General features: G+C 51.4%; 14 protein-coding genes. 13 read left to right on the top strand and 1 reads right to left on the bottom strand.

Annotated elements, in window-relative coordinates:
* Nucleotides 1–18 precede the first annotated feature (18 nt).
* The 4 genes from AACY82_RS03345 to AACY82_RS03330 are packed head-to-tail and all read left to right on the top strand — an operon-like array spanning nucleotide 19 to nucleotide 4,051.
* Nucleotides 19–720: an acylneuraminate cytidylyltransferase family protein gene (locus tag AACY82_RS03345; protein WP_339615343.1), complete on the top strand. Its 702-nt coding sequence runs from the start codon at nucleotides 19–21 to the stop codon at nucleotides 718–720.
* On the top strand, nucleotides 720–1,775 hold the full coding sequence (locus tag AACY82_RS03340) for an N-acetylneuraminate synthase family protein (protein ID WP_339615342.1): 1,056 nt from the start codon (nucleotides 720–722) through the stop codon (nucleotides 1,773–1,775). The genes AACY82_RS03345 and AACY82_RS03340 overlap by 1 nt, the downstream gene beginning before the upstream one ends.
* Nucleotides 1,772–2,902 (top strand): UDP-N-acetylglucosamine 2-epimerase, encoded by a 1,131-nt coding sequence (gene neuC / locus AACY82_RS03335; RefSeq protein ID WP_339615341.1) that lies wholly within the window; start codon nucleotides 1,772–1,774, stop codon nucleotides 2,900–2,902. Before AACY82_RS03340 ends, neuC begins: the two co-directional genes overlap by 4 nt.
* Nucleotides 2,903–4,051: a polysaccharide pyruvyl transferase family protein gene (locus tag AACY82_RS03330; protein ID WP_339615340.1), complete on the top strand. Its 1,149-nt coding sequence runs from the start codon at nucleotides 2,903–2,905 to the stop codon at nucleotides 4,049–4,051. It abuts the gene before it with no gap.
* Nucleotides 4,052–4,070: 19 nt separating this feature from the next.
* Here the strand turns inward: AACY82_RS03330 and AACY82_RS03325 are convergent, their stop codons facing one another.
* Complete coding sequence (locus AACY82_RS03325) at nucleotides 4,071–6,140, bottom strand: 6-hydroxymethylpterin diphosphokinase MptE-like protein (protein WP_339615339.1); 2,070 nt, start codon at nucleotides 6,138–6,140, stop codon at nucleotides 4,071–4,073.
* Between the two features lie 214 nt (nucleotides 6,141–6,354).
* Between AACY82_RS03325 and fliS the strand changes: the two genes are divergently transcribed.
* The 9 genes from fliS (at nucleotide 6,355) to AACY82_RS03280 (ending at nucleotide 15,974) form a co-directional block, all read left to right on the top strand.
* On the top strand, nucleotides 6,355–6,768 hold the full coding sequence (gene fliS, locus AACY82_RS03320) for a flagellar export chaperone FliS (protein ID WP_339615338.1): 414 nt from the start codon (nucleotides 6,355–6,357) through the stop codon (nucleotides 6,766–6,768).
* Entirely contained in the window at nucleotides 6,765–7,037 is a 273-nt protein-coding gene (locus AACY82_RS03315) for a hypothetical protein (RefSeq protein ID WP_339615337.1), read from the top strand. Before fliS ends, AACY82_RS03315 begins: the two co-directional genes overlap by 4 nt.
* 256 nt (nucleotides 7,038–7,293) lie before the next feature.
* Nucleotides 7,294–8,730 carry a sigma-54 dependent transcriptional regulator gene (locus AACY82_RS03310; RefSeq protein WP_339615336.1) on the top strand — a complete coding sequence of 479 codons (1,437 nt, stop codon included), beginning with the start codon at nucleotides 7,294–7,296 and terminating at the stop codon, nucleotides 8,728–8,730.
* 265 nt (nucleotides 8,731–8,995) lie between these two features.
* The gene (locus AACY82_RS03305) at nucleotides 8,996–10,222 is read left to right on the top strand and encodes an ATP-binding protein (protein ID WP_339615335.1); all 1,227 of its coding nucleotides are present in this window, start codon (nucleotides 8,996–8,998) and stop codon (nucleotides 10,220–10,222) included.
* Nucleotides 10,223–10,241: 19 nt separating this feature from the next.
* Complete coding sequence (locus AACY82_RS03300) at nucleotides 10,242–11,708, top strand: sigma-54 dependent transcriptional regulator (RefSeq protein WP_339615334.1); 1,467 nt, start codon at nucleotides 10,242–10,244, stop codon at nucleotides 11,706–11,708.
* A gap of 199 nt (nucleotides 11,709–11,907) precedes the next feature.
* Nucleotides 11,908–12,273 carry a flagellar hook-basal body complex protein FliE gene (gene fliE / locus AACY82_RS03295; RefSeq protein WP_339615333.1) on the top strand — a complete coding sequence of 122 codons (366 nt, stop codon included), beginning with the start codon at nucleotides 11,908–11,910 and terminating at the stop codon, nucleotides 12,271–12,273.
* Nucleotides 12,274–12,297: 24 nt separating this feature from the next.
* On the top strand, nucleotides 12,298–13,989 hold the full coding sequence (gene fliF / locus AACY82_RS03290) for a flagellar basal-body MS-ring/collar protein FliF (RefSeq protein WP_339615332.1): 1,692 nt from the start codon (nucleotides 12,298–12,300) through the stop codon (nucleotides 13,987–13,989).
* A gap of 6 nt (nucleotides 13,990–13,995) precedes the next feature.
* Nucleotides 13,996–15,015 (top strand): flagellar motor switch protein FliG, encoded by a 1,020-nt coding sequence (gene fliG / locus AACY82_RS03285; protein WP_339615331.1) that lies wholly within the window; start codon nucleotides 13,996–13,998, stop codon nucleotides 15,013–15,015.
* A 14-nt stretch (nucleotides 15,016–15,029) separates the two neighbouring features.
* Nucleotides 15,030–15,974 (top strand): flagellar assembly protein FliH, encoded by a 945-nt coding sequence (locus AACY82_RS03280; protein WP_339615330.1) that lies wholly within the window; start codon nucleotides 15,030–15,032, stop codon nucleotides 15,972–15,974.
* The last annotated feature ends 11 nt before the right edge of the window (nucleotides 15,975–15,985 follow it).

The following is a 15,985-nucleotide window of genomic DNA, read 5'->3' as shown; positions in this document are numbered from 1 at the left end:
TAGCGTTAGAGTTGATATATGACATGTGAGCCGCTTAATAAGCCCGTCGCGATCGTACCGGCCAGAGCGGGCTCTAAACGGTTACCGGGTAAAAATTACCACCCGTTGCTGGGTAAACCGCTGATCCAATATACCCTAGAAGCCGCAAAAGAGAGCGATCTTTTTGCGCAAATTTTAGTGTCGACAGATGACCCGGTGGTGGCTGACATAGCCCTAAAGCTGGATTGTCAGCCACTGGAAAGGCCCAGTGCGTTAGGGCAAGATGACTCAACCACCGACGCTGTCATTGCCGATGTTATTACGCGCGTGAATCTCTCTGATAAGCAACTGATTGTTTTGTTGCAGCCGACTTCACCACTGCGACAAGCTCACCACATTGTGCAAGCTTACCATTATTATCAGTCGCTCCCCTCATCAGATAATGGTGTGATTAGCCTAGTTAAAGGCAGTAAAAAATACCTAAAAGCATATTGCCTGCTAGACCAAGAGCTGACACCGATCTACCATAAAGATGCCTCATATAGTTGCGAGCAGGCCCTGCCTGATGTTTATTTACCCAACGGTGCCCTATATTTGTTCTCGGTGGCGGCCTATCGGGCAGAAGGCTGTATCCCCAGAAGTGGATTAAAACCCTATATAATGGCTGAACACGATAGTATTGATATTGATACCATCGAAGATCTGCGAGAAGCGGAGCGGCTAATAAAAGCGAGGATGTGATGACCAAGCCAGAGTTTATTGTTGCGGGACGGCGCGTAGGTGGAGACGAACCCCCTTTGGTGATCGCGGAAATCGGCATTAATCACAGCGGATCGCTAGACATTGCTAAGGCCATGGTAGATTGTGCGGTTGCTCATGGCGCTGAGGTTGTTAAACACCAAACCCATGTCGTCGAAGACGAAATGGCGCCCGCGGCAAAGTTAATTAAACCAGGTAATGCCGATATCAATATTTTTGATATCATGGATTCGTGCGCACTGTCGTTTGAAGACGAGCGAGAGTTGAAACATTATACTGAGCAAAAAGGTGCGGTTTTTATCAGTACGCCTTTTTCCCGTGCAGCGGTTGATCGGCTTGAGATGTTAAATGTTCCCGCTTATAAAATTGGCTCGGGAGAATGCAATAACTACCCTTTAGTTAAGTATATTGCCCAGCAGGGCAAGCCTGTCATTCTCAGCACTGGCATGAATGATATTCAGGGTATTACAAAAGCTGTCGCTATACTGCGCGCACATAATGTTCCCTATGCTTTAATGCACTGCACTAATATTTATCCTACTCCTGCGCAGCTCGTGCGTTTTGGCGCCATGAGCGAGCTGATGAAAGCGTTTCCGGAAGCGATTGTTGGCTTGTCCGACCACACTACATCCAACCTTGCGTGTCTAGGGGCTGTCGCATTAGGTGCTGAACTGCTCGAACGCCATTTTACGGATTCTATGGGGCGTGACGGTCCCGACATTATATGTTCGATGGACGGTCCGGCTCTCAAAGAGCTAAAAGAAGGCGCTGCTTTGATGAAACAAATGCGTGGCGGCACCAAAACGCCATTGCAAGAGGAGCAGGCAACCATCGATTTTGCGTATGCCTCTGTGGTGACAATTAAAGCGGTTAAAAAAGGAGAGCTTCTGACCGAAGATAACCTTTGGGTTAAACGCCCCGGTGTTGGCGGCATACTTGCTGAGCATTATGATAGCTTGTTAGGAAAGCGCGCTACTCGGGATATTGCGGACGGAGCACTCTTACAATTCTCCGATGTTCTAGAGGAAAGTGCGTGAAACGTAAAATACTCTTTTTAACCGGTACTCGGGCTGATTTTGGCAAAATGCGCTCGTTGGTTGATGCACTGTGTGAGAGCGGGCAGTTTGACGTTCACTTGTTTGTAACAGGCATGCATATGCTCAGCCGGTATGGGCTTACTTCACGGGAAATAGAGCATCGCGGCTACCGAAATATTTATAAGTTTATCAATCAAAACTACACCGACACCATGGATGCGGTGTTGGGGAAAACAATTATTGGCCTGTCTGACTATGTTAAAGAAATTCAGCCGGACATGCTGGTGGTGCACGGAGATCGGGTCGAGACTCTAGCGGGGGCCTCGGTTGGTTGTTTAAATAACATCTTAGTCGCCCATGTCGAGGGCGGAGAGGTTTCCGGCACAGTTGATGAGATTTTGCGTCATTCCGTAAGCAAGCTATCACATCTTCACTTTGTATGTAATGAGCGCGCTCAAAATCGTTTGATGCAACTTGGAGAAAATAAAAACAGTATCTATGTTATTGGATCGCCGGATGTAGATGCGATTTTTAGCGATAAATTACCTACACAAGAAGCGGTAGCTGAGCGCTATAATATTCCGTTTAAACGCTATGCTATTTTGCTTTATCACCCAGTGACAACCGAAGCGGATCAGGTAGAACGCCAGATCGATCAGCTCTTGCAGGCGGCCCAAAAGTGCGGCGATAACTTTGTTGTGATCTACCCCAATAACGATGCCGGAAGTGGCAAAATTATCGAGCGTTATCGTGAGCTTGAAGCGCACTCCGAGCGGTTTCGTGTTTACCCCTCGATGAGGTTCGATTATTTTTTGTCATTGCTCCGAGGCGCCGATTACATGCTGGGAAACTCTAGCTCGGCCTTGATGGAAGCGCCATATTTTGGTGTGCCGGCGGTCAATGTGGGGACTCGACAAGCCAGTCGGGCATCGCTTCGCAGTGTGATTAACGTGGGTAACGATAAACGAGATATTCTGACCGGTGTGGAGCGTGTGCGGCAGTTAAAGGTTGAACCCGAACAGCATTTTGGTGAAGGCGGTAGTGATAAAAAGTTTTTAGGTATCTTGCAGCAAGCTGATTTTTGGCGTACGGAAAAACAAAAAACCTTTATTGATATGGATTTGTAAATGCAGGTTCTTCATGTGGGTAGCTTTATTGGTAATATTGGCGATAACGCCAATCATCAGGGGCTTCGGCGGGTCATAGAGCGCACCCTTGACTCTGGCGTGAACTACCATAACTGGGAGATTCGTCGCTGCTATCAAAACTATAACGCGCCTGATCAGTGGCGCTTTGATGACGAGTTTGTTCGTTGTGCCAATGAAGCTGATTTGGTTGTAATTGGTGGTGGTAACTTTTTTGAACCTTGGATAGAAGCCTCGGCTACTGGGACAACAATCGACCTACCACTCGAGCAATTAACAAAAATTACAGTGCCGGTTGCCTTTTACGGTGTTGGGTTTGATACCCATAAAGGTTTTAGCGATAACACGCTGGGACGCTTTGATCGCTTTGTACACGCTTGTGGCGGTATGCCCAATGTGTTTTTGTCGTTTCGCAATGATGGCTCAAAAGATAATTATCACGCGGCATTTCCTAATCATTCGGTTCAGCCGCATATCGTTCCCGATGGTGCATCTTTTTTCCAGTGTGAGGCGAGTACTTGGCTGCCTGACGGGAGCATCTATTGGGCCGTCAATATTGCAGGGGACATGAAGCCACTGCGTTTTTCAGGGGATTCCAATGGTGAGTGGCTGAGATTTTTACAGAATCTAGCGTGTGTCCTTGAGTCCAATTTAGGTGCTAATCCACAAGTAAAGATCGTGCTTATACCGCATATACCCAGTGATTTAGAGGCTATTAATAGTCTTTTGCAGGTTATGGATGATTTTCTTGTTAGATCTCGCGTGATTGTCGCGCCTATGTGGCAGGGCTGGGATGGTTGTAAGGTTACGTTTGGACTTTACAAACAGTGTCAGCTCTCTATTAGTATGCGCTTTCACGCCAATATTACGCCGATGGTAATGGGTGTGCCGACTATTGGGTTGGCAAGTTACCCTAAAATAGCGGCTTTATATCGTGAGATGGGCCTGAAGCGACAACCAGTGTCCGCGCAAGCGAGCGACTTTATGACAAAGCTTCAGTGCGAGATTGATCTCATTAAACACTCACCAGAGCAAGTCTTGACTGATTACACGCAAGTTTTAAAGGCCGCGCGCTCTATGGTTGAGCCTTTTGAGCGCTTTTTGCGGCAACAGTTCTCTTTACCTGAATAGACGCTTAAGAACACTCACGCTATTTGACCTTGTCGCTGATGTTACGAGAGCGGGAGTCTTTTCTCAATAGTTGATACCCTATACGCTCACGAGCTTCGTTGAGGTAATTTAGGTAGTGCGCCTTTGTTTGTTTGAAGTTAGAGACGGCCTCGTCAGGGTTTTCGCCGCAATAGAGTGATTTGGCTAATAGGTGGGAGAACTGTGCGGAGCTCCCACGCAGTAGCCAGTAAGTGTGAGCATTTTTATCGGCTCCTTTAAGATCCCCAAGCATGGTGTGTTGTCTCGTCAGAAGTTGATGACAGTCCGCAATGCTCTCAGGTTGTTCTGAAAAAAGCTTTATTATCTGGCTGATGGTCTCAGTCGCCGCTTTAAAATCACTCGTTACCGCTTGTTGAGATGGCGCTCTTTTAAAAACATTTGGGTCAAAATGAGGCCGAATCAGTGCGTCCACCATCGACATTTTGTTCGCGATTGGACTAGATGCGATAGCAATATCATCGATTTCAATGGGCTTAGCCCCGTCAATCAGTACGCCATCACTGGCATTGTGACACTCGAGCCCGGGTGTATGCCGGATAACATCACTCACCATCTCTCTGGCTGCAGCGTATATGTTGTTACTGATAATTTCGTCGCCGCGGTTGCCTGGTAAAGTTGTCGTGTTTTTAGCGTCACGCTGATATAGGTTTAAGCTGGCAACGTGCTCTTTTTTGATGTCATAGTGTTTACTGTGAGAGGAGTGGTGTTGCCCCGAGGCCGAAAAGCCCAAGTCTAGCCCAAAAAAGTAAAGTTTTTTGAACCCCATGTTAGCCATTAGCGCGATCGCCGCATTGGCAACAGTCGGGTTGCAAGAGCGTAGGCTGATAAAAGGTTTCTTCTGGCCAGCGAACCGGCTGACGTAGTGCGTCCCTAAATCGTTTGACTTCATCGCCATTGACCTTTTGGGGAAAAGGTCAAATACATCGGGGTGCACCGTGTTTAGAGCGATTAAAGCGATGTCATTGCGGAACTCTTGTGACGTGGAGGCGGTTATCCACTCGTAAACGGGCCGTGTACGTTCCATTTCAATGTGTATGTCAGGTTTGATGCCCATTTTTTGGAGAGAGCCAAGCGCGGTACCACAGGAGACGATCAACGCGTTGTTCTGTTGAGCGGTTAACAGGCCTTGGGCCTTATCCAGTGATGGGCCGTTTGCGATAATAAATACGGGGGTTTTGGCGGTAATTTCTGTCGCTTTGTTTTTCTTGGTTAAAATTGGCATCCTTTTTTTAAGGTTAGCAATGGTGTGAGCTATACTGACTTGCTCGTCATCAAAATAACCTGTCATGCTCAAAGTGGCTGGTAGTTGCTGTTTGAATGTCTTCAGGGAAGCCTTCATTTCATTACTGATTAAGTGTTCGAAGACATAGCCTTTGATGGCATTGTGGTCGCCTATTTGGCGAATATAATGGTTTACCAAAGTAAGGTATTCGGTAGTCGACTTCCCCAGAATTAGATTGATGGTTTTGTTGTCTTGGTCGAATTGCTCGGCAATCGTTTGCCAGTCGATACAATACAGCGATGAGTAAAAGCAGTCGGTGGAAGGTTCAACGATGCACAAGTTTTGAATGTTTAAGCGTTCGATAAGCTCGGGTATATGATAACCACTGCCGATCCCCAATATTTTCATAAATTGAATGGGCTCATCGGTGCCGGCTTTTCGTTCTTTCGGACTCACTTCTTTTAATTCTTCAATGGCGGCATTATGATTCTTGAAGTGAATATCCTGATCGGTGTTGGCCCCGTGTTTGGCGCTAAAATCAAGTACATAATGCTTAGGAGCATTTAGGTAGTAATCGACGGCTTCACGCAAATATTGTTCGGGGTTGTAAGGGTATAGGGCTTGATTGGTTTTGATGTCAACTAAATTGAAGTGACCGTCATCATCAACCATAGGCCTGACGATTGCTGGTTGGTAGTGACGGTATTGATCGTAGATATCCGGCAGCACTTGCTGGAAAAACGCCAGGTTTTTTTCGAACTGGATGTTGGCCTTTAAGGCGTTTTGTTGTGCTTGCGCTTGCCGCAATGTCTCAGAAATGTCACTCATGGACCCAAGTTCCTTGTTGCTGCCAGATTTTGGGCGGCAATTGCCTGCCGCTATTGAACACTATGCTTTATTAGCCCTCAAAATAGCACGAAGTGTGCCACAAAAAAATCTGTTAAAAGCTTAAAGTTATTGGAATATCGGCCGTTACGGTTATTGGGTGAGATGTCTCTGTAAACTTTAAAATTGTACTTCGCCGCTAATTGAGAGTGACTTTATGAATGCCTACAGCGCCGCCAAGCAATACCAGCAAGTTAATGTGCAATCGAGTGTGATGGACGCCTCGTCGCACCGGTTGATCCAAATGTTATTTGAAGGCGCGCTGGAGCGTATTGCCCAGGCCAAGGGTGCGCTGGCGCGTGGCAGTTTTGTGCAAAAGTCTGAGCGGATCACTAAAGCGGTCAATATCGTACAGGGGTTGCAGGGCAGCTTGAGCGATACCGAAGGTGGTGAATTAACCGCCAATCTTGATGAGCTGTACGATTATGTGATTCGCACCTTGATTCAAGCGAACCGGGGTAACGATGTCGGCAAGCTGGATGAATGCGCGCAGTTGTTGGGTGATATTAAGTCCAGCTGGGACCAAATCTCTGATCACTCAAGTGCACAGCCCGCCGGAGCCTACTCTTGAGGTTGGTCGCCACCAGCGCGCCAAGCCTGGCAGGAGAGGGCGGCGTTGCTCAGTTGCAGCAGCTACAGGCGGATATGCGTGCGGCTTTAGGTGCCGGCGATTATCGCCGCGTGCGGCAGCTGGATGATACCTGTACCCTGGTGCTCGATAGGCTTATTGAGATCAACCGCCAGCAGCCCGGTGCGCTGCTTCAGGCCATGCTCGATTTGAAACAGATGTACGCCGATTTATTAACCGAGTGTCAAACGCGCCCAGCACGGGTTTGTTGACGGCGAAACGTCCACACGCAGTATTATTTTAAAGCCTATAAGCCGACCAAATGTTGGCTTATAGGCTTTTTTGATTGCCATCTCTATAGCGCAAAATTGCAGCTGTAAGGTCTTGTTTTATATGCTATTGTAAATAGCCGCGTCAATTGTTTGACTAATCCCAGTAAACCCGCTATCTATATAAATACCGCTTTTCGTTCTGAGGGCTTGGGCCTATTCCCGAGTGACCGTCAGAACGACCGTTTTAAGGTCGAGTATGTGCCGAAACAATAAAATTTTAATTGTCGATGATAACGACTCAAGTCGCCAAGAATTGGCGACGATTTTTGGTTTTCTCGAAGAAGACACCTGTATTACCACCTCGGATGAGCTAGAGGCGACCCTAGCGGACGGGGATCAGGCCAAATCTTTTATGTTGGTCGTGGTTGGCGAGCAGTGCCGCCTGTGGGGGGAGCAGCTGCTGGATCGCCTAGAGCAGTGGAACGACGAAACAGCGGTGGCCCTGGTGGGGCAGTCGCGGTTACAAGCGCTGGATAACTATGCTGCCAAGCTTCGGATTAAAGTCGTAGGCGCGATTTCTACCCCCGTCAGTTATACGCCACTAATCAATATTCTGCATCGCGCTCGTTTGTTTGGCGACGCGCAACACTCTAATAAGCAGCGCGCCCAGCGCCGCCCGGTGCATCTGTTTCGCTCCTTAGTAGGCACCAGCCGCGAGGTACAATCCGTTCGCGATATGATGACTCAGGTGGCCGATAAAGAAGTGTCGGTACTCATTACCGGTGAGTCGGGTACGGGTAAAGAGGTGGTCGCGCGCAACCTGCACTACCACTCGGCGCGTCGAGAAAAGCCCTTCGTACCGGTCAATTGCGGCGCGATTCCCGCCGAGTTGCTAGAAAGTGAGCTGTTTGGCCATGAAAAAGGCGCCTTTACCGGAGCAATCTCGGCCCGCGCTGGGCGCTTTGAGTTGGCTGAAGGCGGCACCCTGTTTTTAGATGAAATCGGTGATATGCCGCTTAACATGCAGGTAAAAATCCTGCGGGTATTGCAAGAGAAGTGCTATGAGCGCGTGGGCAGTAACCGCACTGTGCCGACCAATGTTCGTATTATTGCGGCGACTCACCGCAACCTAGAGTCCATGATTGACGAGGGAAGCTTTCGCGAGGACTTGTATTACCGGCTCAATGTCTTTCCCATTGAGCTGCCATCGCTAAAAGATCGCTCCGAGGATATCCCTCTGTTGATTAACGAATTGGTCTCGCGCATGGAGAGCGAAAAGCGCGGCTCGATACGGTTTAACTCAGCGGCTATTTTATCGCTGTGCAATCACACCTGGTCGGGCAATATTCGCGAGCTCGCTAACCTAGTCGAGCGCATGGCGATTATGCACCCTTATGGCGTGGTTGGGGTTCAAGATCTACCTCCCAAGTACCGTCATGTAGATGTTGAGGACGAATCCTTTACCCTCGAGGAAGAATCTGCCCCCGGTGCCGCCGTTGTGAGCTTACACGACACGGCCCTGCTGCCAGAGCAGGGCATTGACTTGCGAGAGTATTTGACTAACTTAGAGCGTGACCTGATTCAGCAGGCACTGAACGATTGCGGCGGCGTTGTCGCGCGCGCCGCTGATAAACTGTCTATTCGGCGCACGACGCTGGTCGAAAAGATGCGCAAATACGATTTACAGCGTTAGCCCCGGTGGTGGCCGGCGGATGCCGGCCACTGCAACGCGTCTTGTTGTCACCTTCCTACCTAATACGTCCGCTCGTCATACTATCTCTTTCTCTGCCAAAGAATTGACTCCCATTTTTTTGTGATATTTTAAGTTGTTGATATTTATAGACAATTTCTGTTGGCACTGTGCTTGCAGTTACCCCCTGTAACACAGCAATAGCGATGGGTTTGCATTGCGCCGATTGCTTGCACGATGATTGCGAGCCGAGCCAAAAGGTACTGCTATGACGGTCAAAGCTGACGTCTTGAACATTGAACGGATCGATAAAAATATCGCCACCACACCGGACAAAGCGGCGGCTCTGGCGGATGCGTTTGAGCTGTTCTCGCAGATGTCCGATCAACTCACCACCTCATATCGCGCGCTTGAGCAGCGCGTGGCCGACTTAAACGATGAGCTAATCGAAGTCACCCAGCAGCGGCTTGATGAGCTGGCCGAAAAAGAGCGTATTGCCAATCGGCTTGAAAGCTTACTCAATGTCCTGCCTGGCGGCGTTGTTGTACTGGATAGTAAAGGCCGGGTACGCGATTGTAATCCGGCCGCCACCGAGCTGTTGGGCGAACCCCTTGAGGGCGAGTTGTGGCGCGATATCATTGCTCGTTCGTTTGCGCCACGGCAAGACGACGGGCACGAAATCTCATTGCGCGACGGCCGGCGTATCAGTATCGCGACGCGCAATCAGGGCAGTGATGGGCAAATAATCTTACTGACCGATCAGACTGAAACCCGTCGCTTGCAGAGTGAGCTAAGCAAGCACGAGCGCTTATCGGCACTGGGGCAAATGGTCTCTGCGTTAGCGCATCAGATCCGTACGCCACTGTCGGCCGCTATGCTGTACTGCGGACACTTACGTAAAGAGCAGTTGCCGCTTGAGCAGCGCCGTCAATTTGCCGAGAAAGTCTCCAATCGACTCAATCATATGGAGCGGCAGGTGCAAGACATGCTGCTGTTTGTTAAGGGCGAGCTGCCCATCAGCGATTGCTTAAGCGTGGCAAGTTTGCAAAGCGATCTGGCCGAGGCGATGGAGGTGCCGGTATTAACCTCAAATAGCACCGTTAACTGGAGCGTAACAGGCGACGATTATTCGCTGTCGTGCAATCGCGATGCGCTGGTGAGTGCGCTGCTTAACTTGGTCAATAACGGTATTCAAGCAGCCGGCCGCGAGGCTCGTATCAGTATCACCATAAGCCCGCAACAATTGGCGGGCGAGCATTGGCTGGCCATTGAGATTTGCGACGATGGCCCCGGCATTGATGCAGATTTGCTGCCCAGTTTGGGCGAGCTATTTGTTACCACTAAGGCGCAGGGGACTGGGCTCGGTTTGGCGGTGGTGCAGGCGGTCGCGCGGGCCCACGGAGGCCGGTTTAATTTGCGCTCCAATAAAGGCGAGGGCGCTCAGGCGCTGGTACTGTTGCCGGCGATGGCGCCGGGTTCCCCCACTTCTGTTTAAAGTCTGCCGGAGACTTACTATGTCAAACACAGCTACGCACCTCACTCAGGCCACCGCTCCCGCTGTCATGGTGGTGGAGGACGACCCCAACCTGCGTGAAGCGCTCGTCGACACATTGGTGTTGGCCGATTATCCGGTTGTCGAGGCCGATAGTGCCGAGTCCGCCATTGCCCACTTAAAGGCCGGAGCCGAGGTCGGCATGATTGTCTCGGATGTGAATATGGGGGTAATGAGCGGTTATGATCTGTTAAAGCAAGTGAAGTCCGACCATCCACATATCCCGGTATTATTAATCACTGCCTACGCCAGCATTGCCGATTCAGTCTCGGCGATCAAAGAAGGGGCGGTGGATTATTTGGTTAAACCCTTTGAGCCGGATGCTTTGCTGGAGTCTGTCGCCCGCCATGTCGGCGGTGTGGTCAGTGTTAAAGATCAGCCGGTGGCTGAGGCGCCGGGCAGCAAGCAGCTATTGCAGTTGGCACAGCGCGTTGCTCAGTCAGAGTCCACCGTATTAATTATTGGCGAGTCTGGCACTGGTAAAGAGGTGTTGGCGCGCTATGTACACGACCATTCACCCCGCGCCGATAAGCCTTTTGTCGCCATCAATTGCGCAGCCATCCCAGAGAATATGCTAGAGGCCACATTGTTCGGCCACGAAAAAGGCGCCTATACCGGCGCGCATACCAGTGCACCGGGTAAGTTTGAACAAGCTAACGGCGGGACGTTACTGTTGGATGAACTCTCAGAAATGGATGTTGGGTTACAGGCGAAACTGCTGCGAGTGTTACAAGAGCGCGAGGTCGAGCGCGTCGGCGGGCGCAAAACCATTTCGCTGGATGTGCGGGTGATTGCCACCTCAAACCGCGATATGCGCGCCGAGGTAGTGGCGGGCCGCTTCCGTGAGGATTTGTACTTTCGTTTAAGTGTCTTGCCTTTAGAGTGGGCGCCGCTGCGCGATCGGGTGGAAGATATCGTACCGCTGGCGGTTAAACTGTTAGAGCGCCACGCGCGCAAACAAAAGCGTGGCCGGGTGGTGCTGGATGCTTCTGCAAAACAAGCCTTGCTGGCTTACCGCTGGCCGGGCAACGTGCGTGAGCTGGACAATATTATGCAGCGCGCCCTTATTTTACAGGCCGGCACTAGCATCAATGCCACTGATTTAGGGTTGCACACCACCGCCCATTATAGTGACAAGCCTAGCTTGCTCGATAACCCTAGCGTGCCTACAGCGCAACCTGAGGCTCGGGCACCTAGCGCAATGGATTTTGCCGAGCCGCAAAAGATAAATGATGCCGCAGGCTTGAGCCAAGCGCCGGCCGAGCTCGGCAGTGATTTACGTCGCCATGAGTTTGAGATTATCGCCGATGCGCTTCGAGCTGAGCGCGGCAGCCGTAAAAACACCGCCGAACGATTGGGTATTAGCGCGCGCACGCTGCGGTATAAGCTTGCCCGCTTTAAAGATGAGGGTTTTGCGCTCGATATTTAATGGCGAGTGCTACCTTGACCGTTGGCCGCCGGGGTGACCCGCGCGGCCATTTTTTATTTTGGGCACTTAGGTTTACAGCTTGTTTATGACGGGTGTTTTTTTGGCCCACTTTGTGCACTAATCGATATAAACGCGGCAAAAAAACGCAAAACGCCAAAATCCTGTCGCCTGTTCGCCCACTTAAATAGCGAGTATGACCATGAGTAACCGGGTCGATATCAGTAATCTGCTGACCGAGATGCGAGCGCTTAAAGCGCAAACCAACGCCTTTCAGAAGCCAGAGGCGCTTAACGATATCAATCGTCCGGCCAAGCCGGGTGAGGTTCAGTCGACGCAAAAAGTACCGGGCTTTTCTGAGGTAATGAGCGACGCGGTGAACAAAGTAAACAACCTGCAAAGTGAGGCCGGCACCATGGCGGAGTCTTACCAGCGCGGAGACGCCAACGTGGACATTACCGATGTGATGATCGCCTCGCAAAAAGCCAGTGTCTCGTTTGAGGCAGCCGTGCAGGTGCGCAATAAATTGGTAGAAGCCTACCGCGACGTTATGAACATGCCCATTTAACAATAAGGACTGGGTAACAAGCTTATGGCACAGACAGATACCGCGACAATGGATGCTGAACCCTCGGGAAAATCCACCAAGGGCAGCGACCTGATTGAAGGCTTTGGTGGTTTAACTCTACTGCGCCAAATTGGCCTGATGTTAGGGTTGGCGGCCTCCGTTGCCATTGGTTTTTATATTGTGCTGTGGAGCCAGGGTGAAGAGTATCGTCCGCTTTACGGCAGCCTTGATCGGCTCGACTCGGCCGAGGTTGTATCGATTTTAGAGCAAAACCAAATCCCCTATAAAATTGAGCCCTCGACCGGCGCTTTATTGGTCACCACTGAAAATATTCACACCGCTCGCCTTAAGTTGGCCGAGGTAGGCATTGGGCAAAACCAGTCCGTCGGTTTTGAATTGCTCGAAAAAGAGCAAGCGCTAGGCACCAGCCAGTTTATTGAAAACGCCCGGTATCAGCGGAGCTTAGAAGGCGAGCTGGCGCGTACCATTACCAGTATTCACGCCGTGCGCTCGGCGCGGGTTCACTTAGCCACGCCCAAGCGCTCGGTGTTTGTACGCGACGCGAGAAAACCTACCGCCTCGGTGTTTGTCGAGCTGTTTGCCGGCCGCGACTTGGACCCTAAGCAAGTTAAAGCCATTGTTAATATGGTGGCCTCCAGTATTAGCGAGTTGCAAAACGAAGACGTTACAGTCATTGATCAATACGGCAACTTGCTCTCGACGGGTGAGGAGTCGCCCGAGTTAATCTTGGCCGACAAGCAGCGCCAGTACACCCTAAATCTTGAGGAGAAACTCGCCAGCCGGGTAAGCAGTATTTTGGCTCCGGTAGTGGGCGCCGATAACTTTCATGCCGAGGTAAGCGCCGATGTCGACTTTACCGCCATTGAGCAGGCAGAAGAGGCGTTTGATGATACCGAGCCGGTTTTGCGCAGTGAGCAGACGCAAACTGAAAAACAAATAGGAGATGTCGCAATCGGCGGCATTCCGGGAGCGCTTAGCAACCAACCACCGGTTGACGGTCAAGTGCCCCAGCAAGTCGACCCCAATTTTGCCGGCGACGAAACGCCGACGCCGCAGCACAGCCGCGAGAATATTACCCGCAACTACGAGGTTGACCGCACGATTAGCTACACCCGTCGGCAGCAGGGCAATATCGAGCGTTTAAGCGTGGCTGTTGTGCTGGACAATAAACGCACGGTTAACGCCGAGGGCGAATCTGTTAGCGAGGCGTGGAGTGACGCCGAGCTTGAGCGCTTTAGCACACTGGTCCGCGATGCGGTGGGCTTTTCGGCGGCGCGAGGCGACAGCGTCAATGTTATTAACTCGGCGTTTGTCGAGCGCGAACCCACTGAATTTGATACGCTGGATGTGCCTTGGTGGGAACAACCTTGGTTAACCCCCTATATTAAACCGCTGGTGGGTTTTTTACTGGTCTTAGCCCTTATCTTTGGCTTGCTGCGCCCGGTATTAAAAACCATCGCTCGTTCGGGCTCGCGCTCGGCCGAGGAAGAGGAGGCGCGCCAGCTGGCAGCGCTTGAGGCGGCAGGCCTAGGCGGCGACTCGGCCGATTCGGTAACCCTTACCGGCGGCGCGGTGGCCTTACCTGGGCCCGAGGAAGGGTACGAACAACAACTGAGCGCGATTAAAGGTCTGGTGGCAGAAGACCCAGGCCGGGTAGCGCAAGTGGTTAAATCCTGGATCAACAAAGACGAGTAATCTGACGTGGCCGAGCAAAAAACTGTACCTACTACCCAAATGAGCCCGGTCGACCAGGCGGCGGTGTTGCTAATGTCACTGGGCGAGCAAGACGCGGCCGAGGTGTTAAAGCACATGGGGCCGAAAGAGGTACAGCGCATAGGGGCGGCCATGGCAACCCTAACCAATGTACAGCAAAGCGATGTACAAACGGTGATGCAGAATTTTCTGGAGGAAGCGCGCACCCTAACCGGGCTGGGTATGGGCGCGGACAGCTATATTCGCAATATGCTGGTTACCGCTCTGGGTGAAGACAAGGCCGGCTCGTTGGTTGACCGGATATTGTTGGGTGGCAACACGACAGGTCTTGATACGCTCAAGTGGATGGACCCGCGTTCGGTGGCGGATATTATCCGCAATGAGCACCCGCAAATTCAGGCGATTGTGATCGCCTACCTCGATGCCGATCAGGCCGCTGAAATCTTAGGTTATTTTACCGAGAAGGTCCGAATCGACATTATGATGCGCGTGGCGTCACTGGATATGGTGCAGCCGAGCGCACTGCAAGAGCTTAACGATATTTTGGAAAAACAGTTCTCTGGCAAAACAGGCTCACAAACGAAAGCGATGGGTGGTTATAAAGTCGCGGCCGAGATCATGAACCACTTAGATGGCACCGTCGAAGCCGAGTTGATGGACTCGATTAAAGAAGTCGATGAGGATATGGGTAATCAGATCCAGGATCTGATGTTTGTGTTTGAAAACCTCAAAGATGTGGATGATCGCGGTATCCAGATGCTCTTGCGTGAGGTGTCCTCTGAGGTGTTAATTGTCGCGTTGAAAGGTGCCGATGCCACGCTGCAAGACAAAATATTCAAAAATATGTCCAAACGTGCCGCCGAGCTATTGCGCGATGACCTGGAGGTAAAAGGTCCGGTGCGAATCTCGGAGGTCGAGTCGGCGCAGAAAGAAATCCTTACCATTGCTCGGCGTATGGCGGATGCGGGCGAGATTGTTCTTGGAGGCGGTGGCGAGCAACTGCTCTAGCCCCGAGCTAATCCATGGCCGATAAACCCAAAGCCAACCCCAATCGTATTCCCGCCGATCAAAGCGGTGCCTGGCAATCTTGGTCGCTCCCCAGTGTTGGCAATAGTGGCAGCGTTGTCGAGGGCACCAGTAAGCCTGGCGCAAGTGCCAGCGCTAACGCGGGTGAAACCATCGAAGATGTCGAAGTCGAAGGTTTGTCGAGTACCGGCCTGACCGCCGAGCAGATGTCTGAGATAGTGCAAGCCGCCGAGCAAGAAGGGTTTGCTCAGGGGTTTGATCAAGCGCAACAGCAGGGCTATGAAGAGGGCTACCGGCAGGGCCAAGAGCGCGGCGCCGAGGATGTCCGGCAATTGCTTAGTATCGAGCAACAAACTTTTGCCAGCCTAGTAAAGGCACTTAAAGAGCCCGTCGATCAGCAAGATGAAAAACTCGAGACCTTGTTGCTCACCATCGTTGAGCGTATCAGTCGCGCCGTGGTTGCACGGGACTTGGCCACTCAGCCGGCCGATATAATACCGCTCATTCGTCAGTCTATTGCGGCGCTGCCCACCCCGGGCAACAATGTAACCCTACATTTTAACCTTGCCGACCACGAGTGCGTTAAGCGTTACGCCGAGCAGCACGGCCACGACTGGAATTTACAAGTTTCGCCCGAGATTAGCGCCGGCGGGGTGCGCGTTAGTACCAAAGACAGCGTGGTCGATGACACGGTAGAGCGGCGCTTAGATGAAACGATTGAGCGTTTTATGCTTCGTCAAGATCTAGACGAAACCACCAGCGATGAGCAGTTGCTGGAGCGCGAGCATCCGGCGCCCCAGTCCGCGCCCGAACCCTCCAATGATTTTTCGCCGAGCGCATCAAAGTCTGATGAGCTAATGTCTGATCGCGAGCAAAACGATAGTCCCGACGCGCGTTATTTTGAGGAAAGTGACCATACCGAGGATGATCAGAGTGTCTGAGCGTCGCGACC

Source organism: uncultured Gilvimarinus sp., assembly GCF_963972205.1.
Taxonomy (GTDB): domain Bacteria; phylum Pseudomonadota; class Gammaproteobacteria; order Pseudomonadales; family Cellvibrionaceae; genus Gilvimarinus; species Gilvimarinus japonicus.
Note: the sequence above shows the minus strand (reverse complement) of the source record. Positions and strands in the feature narration are given on the sequence as shown.

What these genes read in the sequence shown, in the direction of transcription:
- AACY82_RS03345 (WP_339615343.1), top strand. Translation starts at nt 19, where the DNA reads ATGACATGTGAGCCGCTTAATAAGCCCGTCGCGATCGTACCGGCCAGA.
- AACY82_RS03340 (WP_339615342.1), top strand. Translation starts at nt 720, where the DNA reads ATGACCAAGCCAGAGTTTATTGTTGCGGGACGGCGCGTAGGTGGAGAC.
- AACY82_RS03330 (WP_339615340.1), top strand. Translation starts at nt 2,903, where the DNA reads ATGCAGGTTCTTCATGTGGGTAGCTTTATTGGTAATATTGGCGATAAC.
- AACY82_RS03325 (WP_339615339.1), bottom strand. Translation starts at nt 6,140, where the DNA reads ATGAGTGACATTTCTGAGACATTGCGGCAAGCGCAAGCACAACAAAAC.
- fliS (WP_339615338.1), top strand. Translation starts at nt 6,355, where the DNA reads ATGAATGCCTACAGCGCCGCCAAGCAATACCAGCAAGTTAATGTGCAA.
- AACY82_RS03310 (WP_339615336.1), top strand. Translation starts at nt 7,294, where the DNA reads ATGTGCCGAAACAATAAAATTTTAATTGTCGATGATAACGACTCAAGT.
- AACY82_RS03305 (WP_339615335.1), top strand. Translation starts at nt 8,996, where the DNA reads ATGACGGTCAAAGCTGACGTCTTGAACATTGAACGGATCGATAAAAAT.
- AACY82_RS03300 (WP_339615334.1), top strand. Translation starts at nt 10,242, where the DNA reads ATGTCAAACACAGCTACGCACCTCACTCAGGCCACCGCTCCCGCTGTC.
- fliE (WP_339615333.1), top strand. Translation starts at nt 11,908, where the DNA reads ATGAGTAACCGGGTCGATATCAGTAATCTGCTGACCGAGATGCGAGCG.
- fliF (WP_339615332.1), top strand. Translation starts at nt 12,298, where the DNA reads ATGGCACAGACAGATACCGCGACAATGGATGCTGAACCCTCGGGAAAA.
- AACY82_RS03280 (WP_339615330.1), top strand. Translation starts at nt 15,030, where the DNA reads ATGGCCGATAAACCCAAAGCCAACCCCAATCGTATTCCCGCCGATCAA.